This is a genomic window from Pseudomonas sp. MN1F (genome assembly GCF_009391885.1).
GTDB lineage: Bacteria > Pseudomonadota > Gammaproteobacteria > Pseudomonadales > Pseudomonadaceae > Aquipseudomonas.
Genome location: NZ_VZII01000039.1, coordinates 1 through 15,882, shown reverse-complemented (window position 1 = coordinate 15,882; position 15,882 = coordinate 1). Strand labels below are relative to the sequence as shown.

Here is a 15,882-nt window from a genome sequence, read left to right as displayed (position 1 = left end):
AGTAGGGACATGCTTGATGCTGCATTTCGTCAATGGCTGGATGCCAACGCCGAGGCAATCGACCAGGGCCAATGCGACCCGCAACAGGTGCTGGGGCACATCGCCGAATCGCAACTGCTGCGTGTTGGCGTCCCCCCGGCACTGGGTGGCAGCGGCGGCGCAGTTACCCACGCGGTCGAAGCCATCGCCGCCATCGCCAGTCGCTCACTGGCCGCAGCCTTCGTTTGTTGGGGCCAGCGCGCGTTCATCGAATACCTGCTGCAAAGCCCTAACCAGGCCTTGCGCGAGCGCTTGCTGCCCAGCCTGCTGACCGGCGAACTGGCCGGCGCCACCGGGTTGTCCAACGCCATGAAGTTCCTTTCCGGGATCGAGGCATTGCAAGTGCGTGGCCGCGCCGAGGCAGCGGGCTGGGCACTGGAAGGCCGTCTGCACTGGGTGACCAACCTGCGCAAGAGCGGCTTTGTCGTGGCGGCAGCCATCGAGGACGACGCCGGTGGCTCGCCTTTCGTGATGGCCATTCCCTCCGACAGCCAGGGCCTGGAGCGCTCTGACGACCTGGAGCTGATGGGCCTGCAGTCGAGCAACACGGCAGCGCTGGCGTTCCACCAGGTCGAGCTGAGCCGCGACTGGCTGCTGCACGAAAATGCCCGCGAGTTCCTGCCCAAGGTGCGCCCGGCGTTTCTCGCCTTGCAGTGCGGTATGGCCATTGGCCTGGCGCGGCGGTCGCTGCAGGAAGTACACGAGCACTTGCACGGGCGCCTGTCGTTCCTCGAAGAACACCGTCAGGTGCTCAAGGAACGCCTGGAAAACACCGTGGCCGAGCTCAAGCAAGGCCTGCTCGACGGGCGCTTCCAGGCCCAGCCGGCGGCGCTGTTCAAGCTGCGCATCACCCTTGCCGAAAGTGCTGCCGATGCCGTGCAGCTGGAGTTGCAGGCCAGCGGCGGCAAGGCCTACCTGGATGAGTTCGGTGCCGGCTTCGCCCGCCGCTGGCGTGAGTCGGCGTTTGTGCCGATCGTCACTCCAAGCCTGGTGCAACTGCGCGCCGAGCTGCATCGCCAGGCCGCCAGCGCATGAGCCAAGCGTTGCTCGAAGCCCGCGAGATCAGCCTGGGCTACCCGCGCGAGGGCGGTTGGCAGGAGGTCCTGGCACGCTTCGACCTGCAACTGGCGCCAGGTGAGGTGGTGACCATCCTCGGTCCCAGTGGCGTCGGCAAGTCCAGCCTGCTGCGGGTGCTGGCTGGCTTGCAGCAGCCGCGCGGCGGCCGCGTGACCCTGCATGGCGAGCCGCTGCAAGGGCCGCACCCGCGCCTGGCGGTGGCCTTCCAGGACCCAAGCCTGCTGCCCTGGCTGAGCCTGGAAAAGAACGTCGCCTTCGGCCTGGACTTCGCCCGCCAGCCCAAGCTGGCTGCAGCCGAGCGCCGTGCGCGCATCGACCATGCCATCAGCGCGGTGGGCCTGGCCCATGCGCGCAACCAGTATCCGGCGCAGTTGTCTGGCGGCATGGCCCAGCGCACCGCGCTGGCCCGTTGCCTGGCGCGCCAGCCCGAAGTCCTGCTGCTCGACGAGCCGTTCGGCGCGCTCGACGAAGTGACCCGTGCCGACATGCAGCAATTGCTGCTGCAACTGATCGCTACCCACAACACGGCGGCGGTGCTGATTACCCACGATATCGACGAAGCCCTGTTGTTGTCCGACCGGGTGCTGCTACTGGGCAACCACCCGGCGCACATCCTTGGCCAATGGCACATCGACCTGCCGCAACCGCGCTCGCAGCGGGTCGAAGAGCTGGGTGCGCTGCGAATCGAGATTCTCAAGACCCTTCGGCGGGCAAGCCGCACAGCTGAACCTTCCCCTACCTCGTTGCCTTCGGAGCCTGCACATGTGCATGGATGACTGCTGTTCCTCCACTTCGCGTCGTGATTTCCTCAAGCTCAGCGCCATGCTCACCGCCGCCGGTGCCGTACCGCTGCTTTCCAGCCTGCAGGCCCGCGCCGCTGCCGAACCTGACGCGCCGGTGCGCATCGGCTACCTGCCGATCACCGACGCCACGCCGCTGCTGGTGGCGCACAACAACGGCCTGTTCGAGGCCGAAGGCATCAAGGCCGAGCGCCCGGTGCTGTTGCGCAGCTGGGCGCAGGTGATCGAGGCGTTCATCTCCGGCCAGGTCAACGTCATTCACCTGCTGTCGCCGATGACCGTGTGGGCGCGCTATGGCAGCAAAGTGCCGGCCAAGGTGGTGGCCTGGAACCATGTTGGCGGTTCAGGCCTGACCGTGGCACCGGACATCAGCGACATGAAGCAGCTGGGCGGCAAGACCGTGGCTATCCCGTTCTGGTACTCGATCCACAACGTGGTGCTGCAGCAGATGCTCAACGACAACGGCCTGACCCCGGTGTCGAAACCTGCCAATGCCCAGCTCGCGGCCAACGAAGTCAACCTGCTGGTGCTGCCGCCATCGGACATGCCGCCAGCCCTGGCCAGCAAGCGCATCGCCGGCTACATCGTCGCCGAACCGTTCAATGCCCTGGCCGAGAACCTCAAGGTCGGCCGCGTGCAGCGCTTTACTGGCGATGTCTGGCGCAACCACGCCTGCTGCGTGGTGTTCATGCATGAACACGACCTGAACAACCGCCCGGAGTGGTCGCAGAAGGTGGTCAACGCCATCGTCAAGGCCCAGCAATGGACCCGCGACCACCGCGCCGAAGCGGCGGCGCTGCTGTCCAAGGCGGGCCCCAACAAGTACACCCCGCATGAGCCAGCGGTGCTGACCAAGGTGCTGGCGCCGGCCGCCGAAGACCGCGCCAGCTACATTGCCAGTGGCGCGATCCAGCATCAGCAGTGGGACGAGAAGCGCATCGACTTCCAGCCATACCCATACCCCAGCTACACCGAGGAACTGGTCAAGCGCCTGAAGCACACCCTGATCGAGGGCGAAAGCGGCTTTCTCGCCAGGCTGGACCCGGCGCAGACGGCTCGCGACCTGGTCGATGACCGCTTCGTGCGCAACGCCATCGCCGCCGTCGGTGGCCCCTCGGTATTCGGCATTGCCGAGAACTTCCAGCGTAGCGAGGAGTTCGCAGTCTGATGCGCAAGCACGTCGTACATGCCGGCCTGGGTTTGGCTGGCCTGCTGGGGTTGCTGGTGCTGTGGTGGGCAGGTGTGCGGTGGTTCGGCGAGGCCGATGGCCTGTCGGCGCGCTTCTCGCCCCAGGCGACCCTGGCCAGCCTGGTCGAGTTGCTTGGCCAGGGCGAGGTCTATGGGCACGTCTGGGTCAGCCTCAAGCGCATTCTGGTCGGCTTGTTGCTGGCGCTGCTGGTCGGTGTGCCGCTGGGGCTGCTGGTGGGTAGCTACCGGCATCTGGAGGCGGCGACCACGCCGGCGTTCCAGTTCCTGCGGATGATCTCGCCGTTGTCGTGGATGCCGGTGGTGGTGATGCTGATGGGCGTGGGCGACCAGCCAATCTACTTTCTGCTGGCCTTCGCCGCACTGTGGCCAATTCTGCTAAACACCGCCGCGGGCGTACGCCAGCTCGACCCGCGTTGGCTGCAGCTGAGCCGCAGCCTGAGTGCCACGCGCTGGGAAACCCTGTGCAAGGTGATCATCCCTGGGGTGATCGGCCATGTGCTGACCGGGGTGCGCCTGGCCATCGGCATCCTGTGGATCGTGCTGGTGCCATGCGAGATGCTTGGGGTGAGTGCGGGGCTGGGGTATTTCATTCTCGATACCCGCGACCGCCTGGCTTACTCGGAACTGATGGCGATGGTGCTGCTGATCGGCGTGCTGGGGTTCATGCTCGATGCCCTGGCCCGTGGGCTGCATCGGCGCTGGGTGCATGCCTGAAGCATGCTGGGGCCGCCTTGCAGCCCCGGCACTTCAATGCACCGACTTACGCTCCCGCACACAGGCCTTGGCCTGGGCGGTCAACTCATCCAGCCACTCATCGCGCTGCTGCTCGGCATCGAGCATGGCTTCCTCACCCTGCTGGTTGAGCAGGTAGGTGTGAATCTGCAGCACCTCGGCAGCCTGGTAGATCGGCGCAATGTCCAGCCGCCCGATCAACGCACCACTGGCCTGGCCGGTGCTGCTCATGAGCACCTGCGGCCCGCTGGCGGCAACCACCTGCATGCCCATGTTCTCGAACCATGGCACCTGGCTGGCAAAGGCATTCAGCTCGACGCTGGCATAGCGCGCCTGCGCGTCACCCAGCAGGGCACGGGCAATGCCTTGGCGGCGGTGGCTGGGCGCCACGGCCAGAAACGCCAGGGCGCAGGCCTGGGGGTTGTCCTGGGCCGGCAAGGTCAGGGCGAAACCGAGCAACTGGTCCGGGGCCTCGGCATCCAGGGCCAGGGTCAGTTCCACGGCCAGGCCGCGGGTGCCGTCCATGGCTTGCAGGTACTGGTGCACCTCCATGCCGACACCGTACTGGTACAGCGGATACAGCGGGTTTTCGGCACGAATGGCGACACTGCTCAGAGCGCCGACGTTGTGGATCACCAACTCGCGGATCTGGTTCTGGAAGGATTCGGGTGGCACGCTTTCAAGGCGGCTCAGGATGAACATCGGTGGACGGGCTCCGGCTGCGGTTGGCTCACCCCGCGCCGGGTTGGCGCGGGGTGCACAGTCTAAACCCTTTTTAACCGCGCATCGCGGCGAGCATCAGGTCGAGGTTCTGCACGGCTGCGCCCGAGGCACCCTTGCCGAGGTTGTCGAACACTACCGTCAGCAGCACCTGGCCGTGCTCGGGGTTGGCATACAGCGCCAGGCGCAGGTCGTTGCTGTCATTCAGCGCTTCAGGGTCGAGCGCAGTGGCCGGGCCTTGCTGGTGCAGGGGCATCACCTGCACATGGCGGGCACCCTGGTAGTGCTGTTCCAGGCAGGCCTGCAACTGCTCGGCGCGAGGTTGGCCGGGCAGCAGGCGCAGTTGCAGCGGGATGCTCAGGACGATGCCCTGGCGATAGGCCGCGTAACCCGGCAGGAACATCGGCCGTGCCGACAAGCCGGCGTGTAGCTGGATCTCCGGCACATGCTTGTGCGCCAGCTCCAGGCCATACAACTGCAAGGTCGGGGCCTGTTCGGCGCCCGGTGTCTCGTGCCGCTCGACGGCCGCGCGACCGCCTCCGGAATAACCGGAGATGGCATGGATGCTCAGCGGGTAGTCGGCCGGCAGCAGGCCAGCCTTGACCAGCGGGCGCAGCAGCGCGATGGCGCCGGTGGGGTAGCAGCCGGGGTTGCTGACCCGCTTGGCCTGGGCGATACGTTCTGCCTGTGGCCCGTCCAGTTCTGGCAAGCCGTAGACCCAGCCTGGCGTGGTGCGGTGGGCGGAGCTGGCGTCGATCACCCGTACGGCCGGGTTCTCGATGGCTGCCACGGCCTCGCGGGCGGCGTCGTCGGGCAGGCACAGCAAGGCGATGTCGGCGCTGTTGATGGCATCGCTGCGGCGTTGTGGGTCCTTGCGCTCGCCTTCCGGCAGGGTCAGCAGGCGCAGGTCGGTGCGGCCTTGCAGGCGGGCGTGGATCTGCAGGCCGGTGGTGCCTTGGTCGCCGTCGATGAAGACAACAGGTGTGTGCATGGTCGGGGGGCCGGTCAGGGGAGGGGATGGCCTATGCTCGCCTGTGGCGCTGCGAAAGAAAATTTGCATATCATGATGCTGACGTTCAGTTTTCATGAATAAAGGATCGCTGCCCATGCGCGAAATCAGCCTCGACCGCCTGCGCACCCTGGTGGTGATCGCCGACCTGGGCTCCTTTGCCGAAGCCGCCCGCCAGCTCAACCTGGCGCCGCCCACCATCAGCCTGCACGTGGCCGAGCTGGAGGCGCGGGTTGGCGCGCGGCTGCTGACCCGCAACCGCAACCAGGTGCGCCCGACGGCCATCGGCGAGACCCTGCTGGGCAGGGCCCGCCGGTTGCTGGCCGATGCCGACCTGGCACTGGACGAAGTGCGCCGCCAGGTCGAGGGCCTGACCGGGCGGGTGCGCCTGGGGGCCTCCACGGGTGCCATTGCTCACCTGCTGCCCAAGGCCCTCGAACATCTGCGGGAGGCGCACCCCGGTATCGACGTGCAGGTTCAGGTGCTGACTTCCCAGGCTTCGCTGGCGCGCTTGCGCGAAGGCAGCCTGGATATCGGCCTGGTGGCGCTGCCGCAGGTGGCTGGCAAAGGCGTCAGGCTCACGCCCTGGCGGCGCGACCCGATCCTGGCGTATGTGCCGGCCGACTGGCAGCCGCCGGCCAAGGTCACCCCCGCCTGGCTGGCGCAGCGTGCGTTGATCCTCAATGACAACAGTACCCAGTTGTCGCGGGTGACAGGTGAGTGGTTCGCGGCGGCGGGTTTGTATCCAGAGCCGCGGATCGAGCTGAACTACAACGATGCGATCAAGAGCCTGGTAGGGGCCGGCTATGGCGCGACCTTGCTGCCGCAGGAAGGCGAGGCCGCCGAGCTGGACCGGCGGATTACCCGTCGGCCGCTGCGGCCGGGGTTGTGGCGGCAGCTGGGGATTGCCTGCCGCGAGGGGGAGGTAGAGCGGGCTACGGGGTTTGTGCTGGATGCGTTGGAGCGGTTGCGGCAGTAGGGCGGGCAGGTTGTTCGCAGTGGGGTTTTTGGCGCGTGTGAGATCGAGCGCTGAATCTGTCACGGCAAGCCCCCTGCAACCCCATCGGCGACTATGCTTCCCCCTGCGTCGAGCCAATTGTCTCTCGATGATCCTTCCGATTTCCCAGGAGAACGCTCCATGAAATCCATCCTATTGCTGGTAATTGCTTCAGTGCTGAGTTTTGCCGCACATGCTGACCCCAAAACCAACTGCGATGCGAAGATCAAGGAACTGGAAGACGACCACAAAGCCAGTGGCCAGGCCATGCACGGTGGTATGGCTCATGATTTCAAAGTGAAATGGGAAGAAGCCAAGAAGGCTCGGGATGCGGGGGATATGGCCAAGTGTCAGTCTGCCGCTGACCAGGCCAAATCTATCTATAACAAGGCGCGCAGCCGATAGCGCCTTTTTCATGCCGGCCTCTGCGCGGGGCCGGCATGGCCGTCATCAGAACCAGCGGTCGTTCTTTTTCCGCCCACGGGTCAGCGCCGGCAGGATCAGCCCCACCAGCAGGCCAGCGCCAGCGATGCTGCCGCCATACACCATGTAACGCATCATCACCTGCTTGTTCTCGTCGCCCAGGCGCGCCTGGGTGTCGCGCAGGCTCGACTGGCTCTGCTCAAGCTGTTCGTTGAGCGCCTGGTTGCGTGCTTCCAGCTCATCGATGAGCTTCTTGCGCGAGTCGAGCGTTTCCTGCATGCCCTGCACGCGGTTCTTCCAGCTGTCATCGATGGTCTTGAGCTGCCCGGACAGTTCCGCCACCTGTGCGTCAAGTTGCGGCAGGCGCTCGTTCTGGCCCGGCACCGATTGCAGGTCGTTGGTGAGGATCCACACCAGGTCGCCATTCTGCCCACGCACCTGGCTGTAGTTGCCCTGGCTGCCGACCAGGGTGAGTTTCTGCCCGGACTTGAGCGTGCCGACGATGCGGTGGCCATCGGTCGGGCCACTGCGCACGTAAGTGCTCAAGCTGTCGCTGACCCAGCGCGCATCGCTGGCCGGCTCTTCGGCATGCGCGGGAACGGCAAGAGCCACCAGGGCGGCGAGCAGGCTGCCGCGCAGGGCAGGGAGGGCAAGGGAGGCTGGGCGGGATTCAGGCATGTTGGGTCTTCGCTGCAACAGGAAAAATAGGCCCGGAAACTGTCGATCAGCGACGGGGCCGGCGAACCGGTCGGTGAATTGACCGTCAGGGACAGACCGCATTTTTGTAAGCAGGTTCACTGCTGAGCGTAGGAATTGCCTACAGAATGTTGCAAATGCCGGGCTAGAGGCACTGCCTGCGCATGACACGATTGTAATGCTCCGATCACCTTGACGTTATCCGCCAGGCCCCACTCTCTGCCTGCGCCGACACAACAAAAATCCGTCACCCAAGGAGCCTCGGATGTCCCGAACCGCCCCCCTGTCCCTGGCTGCATGCCTGACGCTGTCTGGCGTCAGTGCACTGGCAAATGCAGCCGAAGCTGAACCCGAAGGTTTCATCGAGGGCAGCAAGCTCAATGTGCTCAACCGCAACTTCTACTTCAACCGCGACAACCGCGACGGGCCAGCCCCGGTGCAGAGCGCGACCAAGCCAGCGAGCAATGGTTACTCCGAAGCCTGGGCGCACGCCATCATCACCCGCTACCAATCCGGCTTCACCCAGGGCACGGTGGGTTTCGGCCTGGATGCCTTCGCCATGCTCGGCCTCAAACTGGACACCGGTGGTGGGCGCAACGGCGGGCGCAGTTCGTTCGATGTGCTGCCGGTGGACCACGACGGCCAGGCGCGTGACGAATACACCAAGCTGGGCGGTGCCGCCAAGGTGCGACTGTTCGATACCGTGCTCAAGGTGGGTGATGTATTCCCGGCCAACCCGGTGGTGGCCGCGGGCGATTCGCGCCTGTTGCCGGAGAGCTTTCGCGGCGTGACCGTGGAGAACACCAGCCTCAAGGACCTGACCCTGCAGGGCGGCCGCCTGCATGCGATGAGCCAGCCGGTCTCCAGCGACATGCGCGAGAATTTCGTGACCTTTTACGGTGGCCCGGTGGATTCGCCCTGGATCGCCTATGGCGGTGGCGATTACAACCTCAACGAACACATCAGCGTCAGCCTGTTCAGCAGCCGGCTCAAGGATGTGTGGAACCAGTACTACGCCGGTACCAGTGCCAGCTGGCCGCTTGCTGAAAACCTCGCCCTGATCGGCGGCTTCAACTATTACAAGGCCGTCGATGAAGGCCAGCAGCGCCTGGGCGAATTCGACAACGATATCTGGAGCGCCAAAGTCGGGGTGCGCTTCGGTGCGCATACCGTGGCGCTGAGCCACCAGCGCAATAATGGCGATGACGATTTCGACTACCTGCGCCAGTCCGACTCGATCTACCTCGACAACTCCATCCAGTACAGCGACTTCAACTCGCCCAAGGAGCGCTCGTGGATGCTGCGCTATGACCTGGACATGGCGACCTACGGGGTGCCGGGGCTGTCGTTCATGACCCGTTACGCAAAAGGTACCGATGCCGACTATTCCAACGCCAACGCCTTTTACATGCGCCGCGACGCGGATGGCAACCCGTTGACCGACCAAAAGCGCTGGGAGCGGGATATCGAGGTCAAGTACGTGGTGCAGAGCGGCGCGGCCAAGGACCTGTCATTGCGCGTGCGCCAGGCTACAACGCGGGCCACGGCGTTCGAGTCGGACCTGGACGAAGTGCGGCTGATCGTTGAATACCCGCTGTCAGTGCTGTGAATTCACCTTTGGAAGCGTTCAAGCTCCTTTGGTAAGAGGTGGATGGTTTGGCGCCCCGTGTGGGGCGCTTTTTTTCAGGTCGATATGAGGGTCCTGGCGAGGCAGTCCTTGCAATTGACGATGGTTTCCCAAGGCCCCGCCTTCACATGTACCAGGCTCGACCCGCACATAGCGCAGAACAGCGTGCAGCCCTTGCTGTCCGCGCTCCCCGGCAGCTCTGCGATGTAGTCGCTGACCTTGCGGCTCAGGCCATGATCATGCTGTTGCAACAGCACGTCGAACAGCGCCTGGCTGAAGCCTGAACGCGGGGCGTGGTTGTCGTAGCTCGATACAGTGAACTGCCAGTCCTCGCGGATGGCGCGTTCGCTCAGCGACAGCATGCTCCCGGGAATGGTGTTGGCGGCATGGAGTTTGTTGACATGGGCGCGAGCGACGAATGACAGCGCCCCACGCACGGCAGTATTGGCCAGTGACCAGATGTGCCGTACGGGGTGCGTGTCGAGCAGCTGCGCGGCGGCCTCGGCGGCTTTGTTCCTGGCCTCGAAGGGCAGGCCGTGTTCCGCGCTCCGGCTGGCGATGTAGGCGCAGACTTCTTCGGTGCAAAGCAGCTTGATGGCGGCGACGAGTTGGTCATGCCATTGCGGCTGCGGGCCAGCGGACAGAGCCTTGTGCAACGCGCGATACAGGGGGCCAACGCCGGCCCGCTGGGGGTCATCCAGGCTGACATTGGCGATCCAGCGCACCTTGTTCTGCCAGGCCTTCGGTGTCGGGTCGTCGCTGAAGGCCTCCAGCGGCGAATCGGGGTCGACCAGCAGGATCTGGTCCTCGTGCAGTGCCAGCAGGATGGTTGAATCCATGCCCGGGGATGGGCTGACACGCGCATCCCCGCTGGTTTTTTCCGCAGCCAGGATGCAATCCCTTTGCGTATCCATGCGTACTTCTAGCACCGCCAGCAACTGCAACTGGCGGGTGATCGACAGCGTGCGCAACGGCACCGGCAGGCGCTTGGCCAATGACCAGTGCTCCTTGATGCGCTTGCGTTGCTCGATGGCCTTGGCCTGCCTCGCCCGTTCACGCGCCGCCAGGCAAGGCTGGCAGGCACAATTGCGATGCCATTGGTTGCGCCCCGGGAAGTAATGACGGTGGGCGCAGTTCGGGCAATAGGCAAGGTTGTCGTTCCAGCTGTTGGCCGAGCGGCTTTTGCGCCGCTCGTACAGGCTGACTTCGCAGTAAGGGCACTCGAGCTCGGCGCAAGGCACCGGGGGGAAGGCCTTGATCAGGCTGCTGGGGGCGAGGTCGATGGCGTAGCGTTCGAGCAGCAGGGCAATTTTTTCACCGCCGATGTAGTCGCTGTATAACGCCTCGATCTGTTCGGCGCTGAGGTGCTGCAACTTTGATTTGAAATCCGACAAACCTGTATCTCCCTGCGAAAAGTCGCTTGTGAGGTTCGTCAGGAATGATGCAATGCCTGGGAATCGGTGGGTTGTAGGATATTTCTCTGTGGTTAGTAGGGCGCTTCTGAGCGTTAGCTTGGCTGTGGTCATCGTCAGCCTGAGCTGAAGAGCTAGACTCAAGGCTTTCTGTTCTCCATGGAGCCTTGCCATGACTGCCAAGAACACGATCTGCCTGTGGTTCGACAAAGATGCCGAAGCAGCGGCCAACTTCTATGCCCGGACCTTCCCCGACAGCCAGGTGGTGGCGGTGCACCCGGCCCCTGGCGACTACCCCTCGGGCAAGGCCGGGGACGTGATCACGGTCGAGTTCACCGTCATGGGCATCCCTTGCGTGGGGCTCAATGGCGGCACCACGTTCAAGCACAGCGAGGCGTTTTCGTTCCAGGTCAGCACCGAGGACCAGGCCGAGACCGACCGGCTCTGGCATGCCATCGTCAGCAACGGCGGCAGCGAGAGCGTCTGCGGCTGGTGCAAGGACAAGTGGGGCATCTCCTGGCAGATCACCCCGCGCGTCCTCATCGAAGCCATCGCCAACCCCGACAAGGCCGCCGCCAAGCGAGCGTTTGAAGCCATGATGACCATGGGCAAGATCGACGTGGCGAAGATCGAGGCTGCATTGAGAGGGTAGGCCCGGCCAGATGCCGGCAGGCGACCATGGTGTAGCACTGATCACCCAGGCGCCACCACTCTCCAGACTGCACCGCTACCCACTACCCCCGGGTCAGGCGAATGATCTGCCGCGCACAGAAGGCCCCAGTCAGGATCACCCCGAACAACCGTAGCGTCTGCATCGCCAGCACCAGGCCGACATCGGCATGGGTTTCCACCGCAATGATCGCCATGGCATCCAGCCCACCTGGGCTGGTCGCCAGGTACATCGACAGGAAGTCGGTGCCCATCGCCAGGGCCAGCACGTAGGCACACGCGGCGCACAGCACGATCAACGCCACCGCCCCGGCAATCATGGTCGGCAGGCGCTTCCACACATAGCGCACGGTCTGCCGGTCGAAGCGCAGGCCGATGTAGCAGCCGATGGCACCATAGGCAACGGCCAGCAAGGGTTCAGGCAGGCGGATGGTCAGCAGCCCGCTCAGTTGCAGGGCGCCGCCGAGCAGCAGCGGAGTCAGCAAGGCGCCGGCAGGCAGGCGGTTACCGAGGGTGATACCTACCAGCACCACACCAAGGCTGAACAGGCTGTCGAGCAAATGCGGGCTTTCCACAACCGCTGGCGCATTGGCCACTGCGCCAGCGCCCGGCGTGGCGCCGAGCAGGTGGCTGACCAGCGAGCCGATCATCACCACGCACACCACCCGCACATATTGCATGGTCGCCACCACGCGGCCGTCGGCGCCATTTTCCTCGGCCATCAGCACCATCGCTGAAGCCGCCCCCGGTGCCGTACCCCAGGCGGCGGTGCTGCCAGGGATGCCTCCGAAGCGTACGGTGCCGAGGCCGACCAAGGCGCTGAGCACCACCGTGATGAAGGTGGCGACCAGCATCAGATGCCAGGACTGGGCCATCGATACCAGCACCGCCCAGCTCACCGAGTGGGCGACCAGCAGGCCGACGCAGCCTTGGCCGAAGCGAAACACCTGGCGGTGCAGGTGCAGTTGGGCGCCTGCGACGCCGAAGGCGATGGCCACCAGCATGGGGCCGAGGAACAACCCGGCTGGCACAGCCAGGGCATGCAGCAACTGGCCAAAGGCAGCGGCGCAGATCAGCAGGGCGAGCCATTGGAACAGCGGTCTGGAAGAGGCGGGTAGGGCGGTCTGCAACGTGGATACTCCTTGCGCAGCGATAACGCGGGGCTGGCAGCGCCAGCGGAGAAAATTATCGACGGCGCAATCGATCAAGTCTATTTTCTACTTTCGATGAATCCATAACTGAAATTCATGAATCATGGACCTGCGTGACCTCACCTATTTCGAAACCATCGCCGAGCTGGGCCACCTGGGCCGGGCGGCGGAGAAGCTCAACCGCAGCCAGCCAGCACTGAGCAAGAGCATCCAGCGCCTGGAAGAGTCGCTGGGCACCCGCTTGTTCCAGCGTGATGGCCGGCGCATCAAGCTCACCGATGTCGGCAAGCTGCTGCTGGCGCGGGGCAGGCAACTGCAGCTGAACATCGCCGAAACCGAGCGCGAGGTGCGCGACTTCGCCAGCGGTCTGGTCGGCAACATCCGCCTGGGCTGCGCGGCGAGCATGGCCGATCACCTGCTGCCGCACCTGACCGCAGCGCTGCTGGAACGGGCACCGGAAGTGACCTTGAAGCTGTCCATCGGCCAGGACGATGTGCTCAAGGAGTCCCTGCGTGCCGGGCGCCTGGATGTGATCATTTCGCCGCAGATCGCCATGGACCCCGAGTTCACCACCTATCCCATCCTCGAAGACGAAGCGATCGTGGTGGCCAGCGCCGAGCACCCGATCTTCGCCGGCCCCATCACCCTGCAACGCCTCTGCCAGTACCGCTGGGTGCTGGCGGGGCCGACGGTGACCGCCCGCCGCTGGATCGACAACGTGTTCATCGCCCACCAGTTGCCAGCGCCGCAGGTGCAGATCGAGACCAACGCCATCTCGCTGCTGCCACGCCTGATTGCGCGTACCCAGTTGCTCAGCTTCGCCGCCCGGGAAACCCTCGAACATGGCTTGGGCATGTCCTGGCTGCGCGAAGTGCCGCTCAAGCAGACCACCATGCGCCGCACCGTGGCAGTGTCGGTGCGCACGGACGGCTACCTGTCGCCGGCGGCAGAGGCTTTGGTGACGTTGCTCAAGGAAAAGGGCAGCAGCTTCTTCGAACGTGAGTAAAGCAAAGGCTCACTCACGGCCTGCTGGGCGGTCAGCGCAGCAGTGGTTCAGCTGTGCGGCACGGCCTTGGCCGCCGGAGTGCCGGCATATTGAGGCTTCAGGTGGCCCTGTTCATCGAGCAGGTAGGCATCCATGACTTCGCGCACCACCGGCCCGGCAACGCGGCCGCCGGCCTCGCCGTTCTCGATCATCACCGCCACCACCATGCTCGGGTGGTCGGCCGGGGCGAAACCGACGAACAGAGCGTTGTCGCGGTGGCGTTCGAGGGTCTTGTTGCGGTTGTAGCGCTCACCCTGCTTGATCGCCACCACCTGCGCCGTGCCGCTCTTGCCGGCAATGCGGTACTGGGCACCGGCCGCGGCGGCGCGGGCGATGCCGCGCGGGTCGTGCATGACCATCTGCATGCCGACGTTGACCTGGTCCCAGGCGTGCTTGTCGTGCAGCACGATGTCGGGCATCGGGTTGGGGTCGACCGGCGTTTCGCCACCCACGGTCATGGCCAGGTGCGGGCGGTGCCACACGCCCTTGCTGGCCAGCAGGCTGGTGGCCTGGGCCAGCTGCAGCGGGGTGACCTGCATGTAACCCTGGCCGATGCCGAGGATCAGCGTCTCGCCCGGGAACCAGGCCTGGCGCCGGGTGGCGCGCTTCCACGCCTGGGAAGGCATGAGCCCGGGCGCTTCCTCGAACATGTCCAGCGAGACCTTTTGGCCCAGGCCGAACTCGGCCATGTAGTCGTGCAGGCGGTCGATGCCGAGCTTGTGCGCCAGGTCGTAGAAGTAGGTGTCGTTGGACCGCATGATGGCGGTGTACATGTCCACCCAGCCATCGCCGCTGTGGTTCCAGTTGCGGTACTTGTGGTCGTAGTTGGGCAGCTCGTAGTAGCCCGGGTCGAACACCCGGCTGCCGGGGGTGATCACGCCGCTGTCGAGGCCGGCGATGGCCACTTCCGGCTTGACCGTCGAGCCGGGCGCATACAGGCCGCGCAGCACGCGGTTGAACAGCGGCCGGTCGATCGAGTCGCGCAGTGCGGCGTATTGCTTGAAGCTGATGCCCTTGACGAACAGGTTGGGGTCGAAGCTCGGGTTGCTGACCATCGCCAGCACGTCGCCGTTGGCCGGGTCGAGCACCACCACCGAGCCACGGCGGTCGCCCAGGGCCTTTTCGGCGGCCACCTGCAGGTGCGAGTCGATGCTGAGGATGATGTCCTTGCCGGGGATCGGGTCCTTGTGGTTGAGCACGCGCATCACCCGGCCCTGGGCATTGGTTTCCACTTCTTCGTAGCCTACATGGCCGTGCAGCTGGGCTTCATAGAAGTGCTCGATGCCGGTCTTGCCGATGGACTGGGTACCGCGGTACTCGGTGCTGTCGAGGGTCTTGGCTTCTTTTTCGTTGATGCGCCCGACGTAGCCGACCGAATGGGCGAAGTGTTCGGCCAGTGGGTATTCGCGGATGAACTGCGGTTCCACGTCCAGGCCGGGCAGGCGGAACTGGTTGACTGCGATGAGGGCGATCTGTTCTTCGGTCAGGCCGACCATCAGGGTGACCGGCTCGAACGGCTTGCGGCCGCGGCGCAGGTCCTTGTCGAATTGCTTGCGGTCGTCTTCGCCCAGGCCAAGAATTTGCGCCAGGCTGTCGAGCACTTTGGCTGAGTCACCGGCGCGCTCGCGGGTCATGGTCAGGTCGAAGCTGGGTTTGTTGTCGGCCAGCACCACGCCGTTGCGGTCGTAGATCAGCCCGCGTTCGGGGGCGATGGGCAGGATGTGTACGCGGTTGTTTTCCGAAACCGCGCTTTGCTGGTCGTGCTGCAGCACCTGCAGCACATAGAGCCGGCCCACGAGGACGGCGCACAGGCTGAACACCAGGGCGGCGCAGGCCAGGAGCCGGCGGTTGACCAGGTGTTTTTCCTTTTCGTGGTCCTTGAGGGGGATCGGTTGCGGCATGGGGGCTCTGTACAGTAGCGGATTCGGCAGGCGAGGGCTTCGCCCGCGGTTGGGCCGCCCAGCGGCCCCGGGGCCGGCGATGCTACGCAACCCGGCCCTGGGCCTCAAGGCAAGCGCGCTCCGCTCACTGCCCCGGATCGCGCATCCCCCCCACCATTAGGGCGTTAACGGTCAACATGAAGATTTGTTCATGCGCTTTCAGAATCAGGGCTGAAGCAGCTGAACGACATCTCTTGATCTTGCTCTTGCTCTTGCTCTTGCTCTTGCTTTTGCTTTTGCTTCTAAGCGCGCGGTAGTTCAGGCGACGCAGATTGCGACTTCAGGAGGCCGAACGCAGGTCTTGCGGAGGGAGGTGACGGGCATGGATGCCCGTCA

General features: G+C 64.9%; 15 protein-coding genes. 9 read left to right on the top strand and 6 right to left on the bottom strand.

Features of this window, described 5'->3' with window-relative positions:
* Nucleotides 1-9: 9 nt before the first annotated feature.
* From F6X59_RS19535 to F6X59_RS19520, 4 genes are read left to right on the top strand one after another with little or no spacing between them, the layout of a single operon-like run.
* Nucleotides 10-1,074: an acyl-CoA dehydrogenase family protein gene (locus F6X59_RS19535; RefSeq protein ID WP_152957670.1), complete on the top strand. Its 1,065-nt coding sequence runs from the start codon at nt 10-12 to the stop codon at nt 1,072-1,074.
* Complete coding sequence (locus F6X59_RS19530) at nt 1,071-1,892, top strand: ABC transporter ATP-binding protein (RefSeq protein WP_152957669.1); 822 nt, start codon at nt 1,071-1,073, stop codon at nt 1,890-1,892. Before F6X59_RS19535 ends, F6X59_RS19530 begins: the two co-directional genes overlap by 4 nt.
* Complete coding sequence (locus F6X59_RS19525) at nt 1,879-3,084, top strand: ABC transporter substrate-binding protein (protein WP_152957668.1); 1,206 nt, start codon at nt 1,879-1,881, stop codon at nt 3,082-3,084. The genes F6X59_RS19530 and F6X59_RS19525 overlap by 14 nt, the downstream gene beginning before the upstream one ends.
* A complete protein-coding gene (locus F6X59_RS19520) occupies nt 3,084-3,839 on the top strand; it encodes an ABC transporter permease (RefSeq protein ID WP_152957667.1) in 756 nt (251 codons plus the stop codon). Before F6X59_RS19525 ends, F6X59_RS19520 begins: the two co-directional genes overlap by 1 nt.
* A 33-nt stretch (nt 3,840-3,872) precedes the next feature.
* Here the strand turns inward: F6X59_RS19520 and F6X59_RS19515 are convergent, their stop codons facing one another.
* Nucleotides 3,873-4,559 (bottom strand): GNAT family N-acetyltransferase, encoded by a 687-nt coding sequence (locus tag F6X59_RS19515; protein ID WP_152957666.1) that lies wholly within the window; start codon nt 4,557-4,559, stop codon nt 3,873-3,875.
* Between the two features lie 73 nt (nt 4,560-4,632).
* Nucleotides 4,633-5,568 carry an N-acetyl-gamma-glutamyl-phosphate reductase gene (gene argC, locus F6X59_RS19510; RefSeq protein WP_152957665.1) on the bottom strand — a complete coding sequence of 312 codons (936 nt, stop codon included), beginning with the start codon at nt 5,566-5,568 and terminating at the stop codon, nt 4,633-4,635.
* A gap of 115 nt (nt 5,569-5,683) precedes the next feature.
* Between argC and F6X59_RS19505 the strand changes: the two genes are divergently transcribed.
* Both F6X59_RS19505 and F6X59_RS19500 read left to right on the top strand, forming a co-directional pair.
* Nucleotides 5,684-6,565, top strand: coding sequence for a LysR family transcriptional regulator (locus F6X59_RS19505; RefSeq protein WP_152957664.1), 882 nt, complete (start codon nt 5,684-5,686; stop codon nt 6,563-6,565).
* Nucleotides 6,566-6,724: 159 nt separating this feature from the next.
* Nucleotides 6,725-6,988, top strand: coding sequence for a hypothetical protein (locus F6X59_RS19500; RefSeq protein WP_152957663.1), 264 nt, complete (start codon nt 6,725-6,727; stop codon nt 6,986-6,988).
* 45 nt (nt 6,989-7,033) lie between these two features.
* Here the strand turns inward: F6X59_RS19500 and F6X59_RS19495 are convergent, their stop codons facing one another.
* Nucleotides 7,034-7,684 (bottom strand): TIGR04211 family SH3 domain-containing protein, encoded by a 651-nt coding sequence (locus tag F6X59_RS19495; protein WP_152957662.1) that lies wholly within the window; start codon nt 7,682-7,684, stop codon nt 7,034-7,036.
* Nucleotides 7,685-7,967: 283 nt separating this feature from the next.
* On the opposite strand from F6X59_RS19495, the gene F6X59_RS19490 reads away from it, so the two are divergent.
* Nucleotides 7,968-9,311, top strand: coding sequence for an OprD family porin (locus F6X59_RS19490; RefSeq protein ID WP_152957661.1), 1,344 nt, complete (start codon nt 7,968-7,970; stop codon nt 9,309-9,311).
* A gap of 74 nt (nt 9,312-9,385) precedes the next feature.
* On the opposite strand, the gene F6X59_RS19485 is transcribed toward F6X59_RS19490, so the two are convergent.
* Nucleotides 9,386-10,723: a hypothetical protein gene (locus F6X59_RS19485; protein ID WP_256669373.1), complete on the bottom strand. Its 1,338-nt coding sequence runs from the start codon at nt 10,721-10,723 to the stop codon at nt 9,386-9,388.
* Nucleotides 10,724-10,913: 190 nt separating this feature from the next.
* Between F6X59_RS19485 and F6X59_RS19480 the strand changes: the two genes are divergently transcribed.
* A complete protein-coding gene (locus tag F6X59_RS19480; protein ID WP_152957660.1) occupies nt 10,914-11,393 on the top strand; it encodes a VOC family protein in 480 nt (159 codons plus the stop codon).
* Nucleotides 11,394-11,475: 82 nt separating this feature from the next.
* Here F6X59_RS19480 and F6X59_RS19475 read toward each other — a convergent pair whose 3' ends face one another.
* Entirely contained in the window at nt 11,476-12,540 is a 1,065-nt protein-coding gene (locus F6X59_RS19475; RefSeq protein WP_152957659.1) for an AbrB family transcriptional regulator, read from the bottom strand.
* A 124-nt stretch (nt 12,541-12,664) separates the two neighbouring features.
* On the opposite strand from F6X59_RS19475, the gene F6X59_RS19470 reads away from it, so the two are divergent.
* A complete protein-coding gene (locus tag F6X59_RS19470) occupies nt 12,665-13,567 on the top strand; it encodes a LysR family transcriptional regulator (protein ID WP_152957658.1) in 903 nt (300 codons plus the stop codon).
* 47 nt (nt 13,568-13,614) lie between these two features.
* Here F6X59_RS19470 and mrdA read toward each other — a convergent pair whose 3' ends face one another.
* Nucleotides 13,615-15,507 carry a penicillin-binding protein 2 gene (gene mrdA / locus F6X59_RS19465; RefSeq protein WP_152957657.1) on the bottom strand — a complete coding sequence of 631 codons (1,893 nt, stop codon included), beginning with the start codon at nt 15,505-15,507 and terminating at the stop codon, nt 13,615-13,617.
* Between the last annotated feature and the right edge of the window lie 375 nt (nt 15,508-15,882).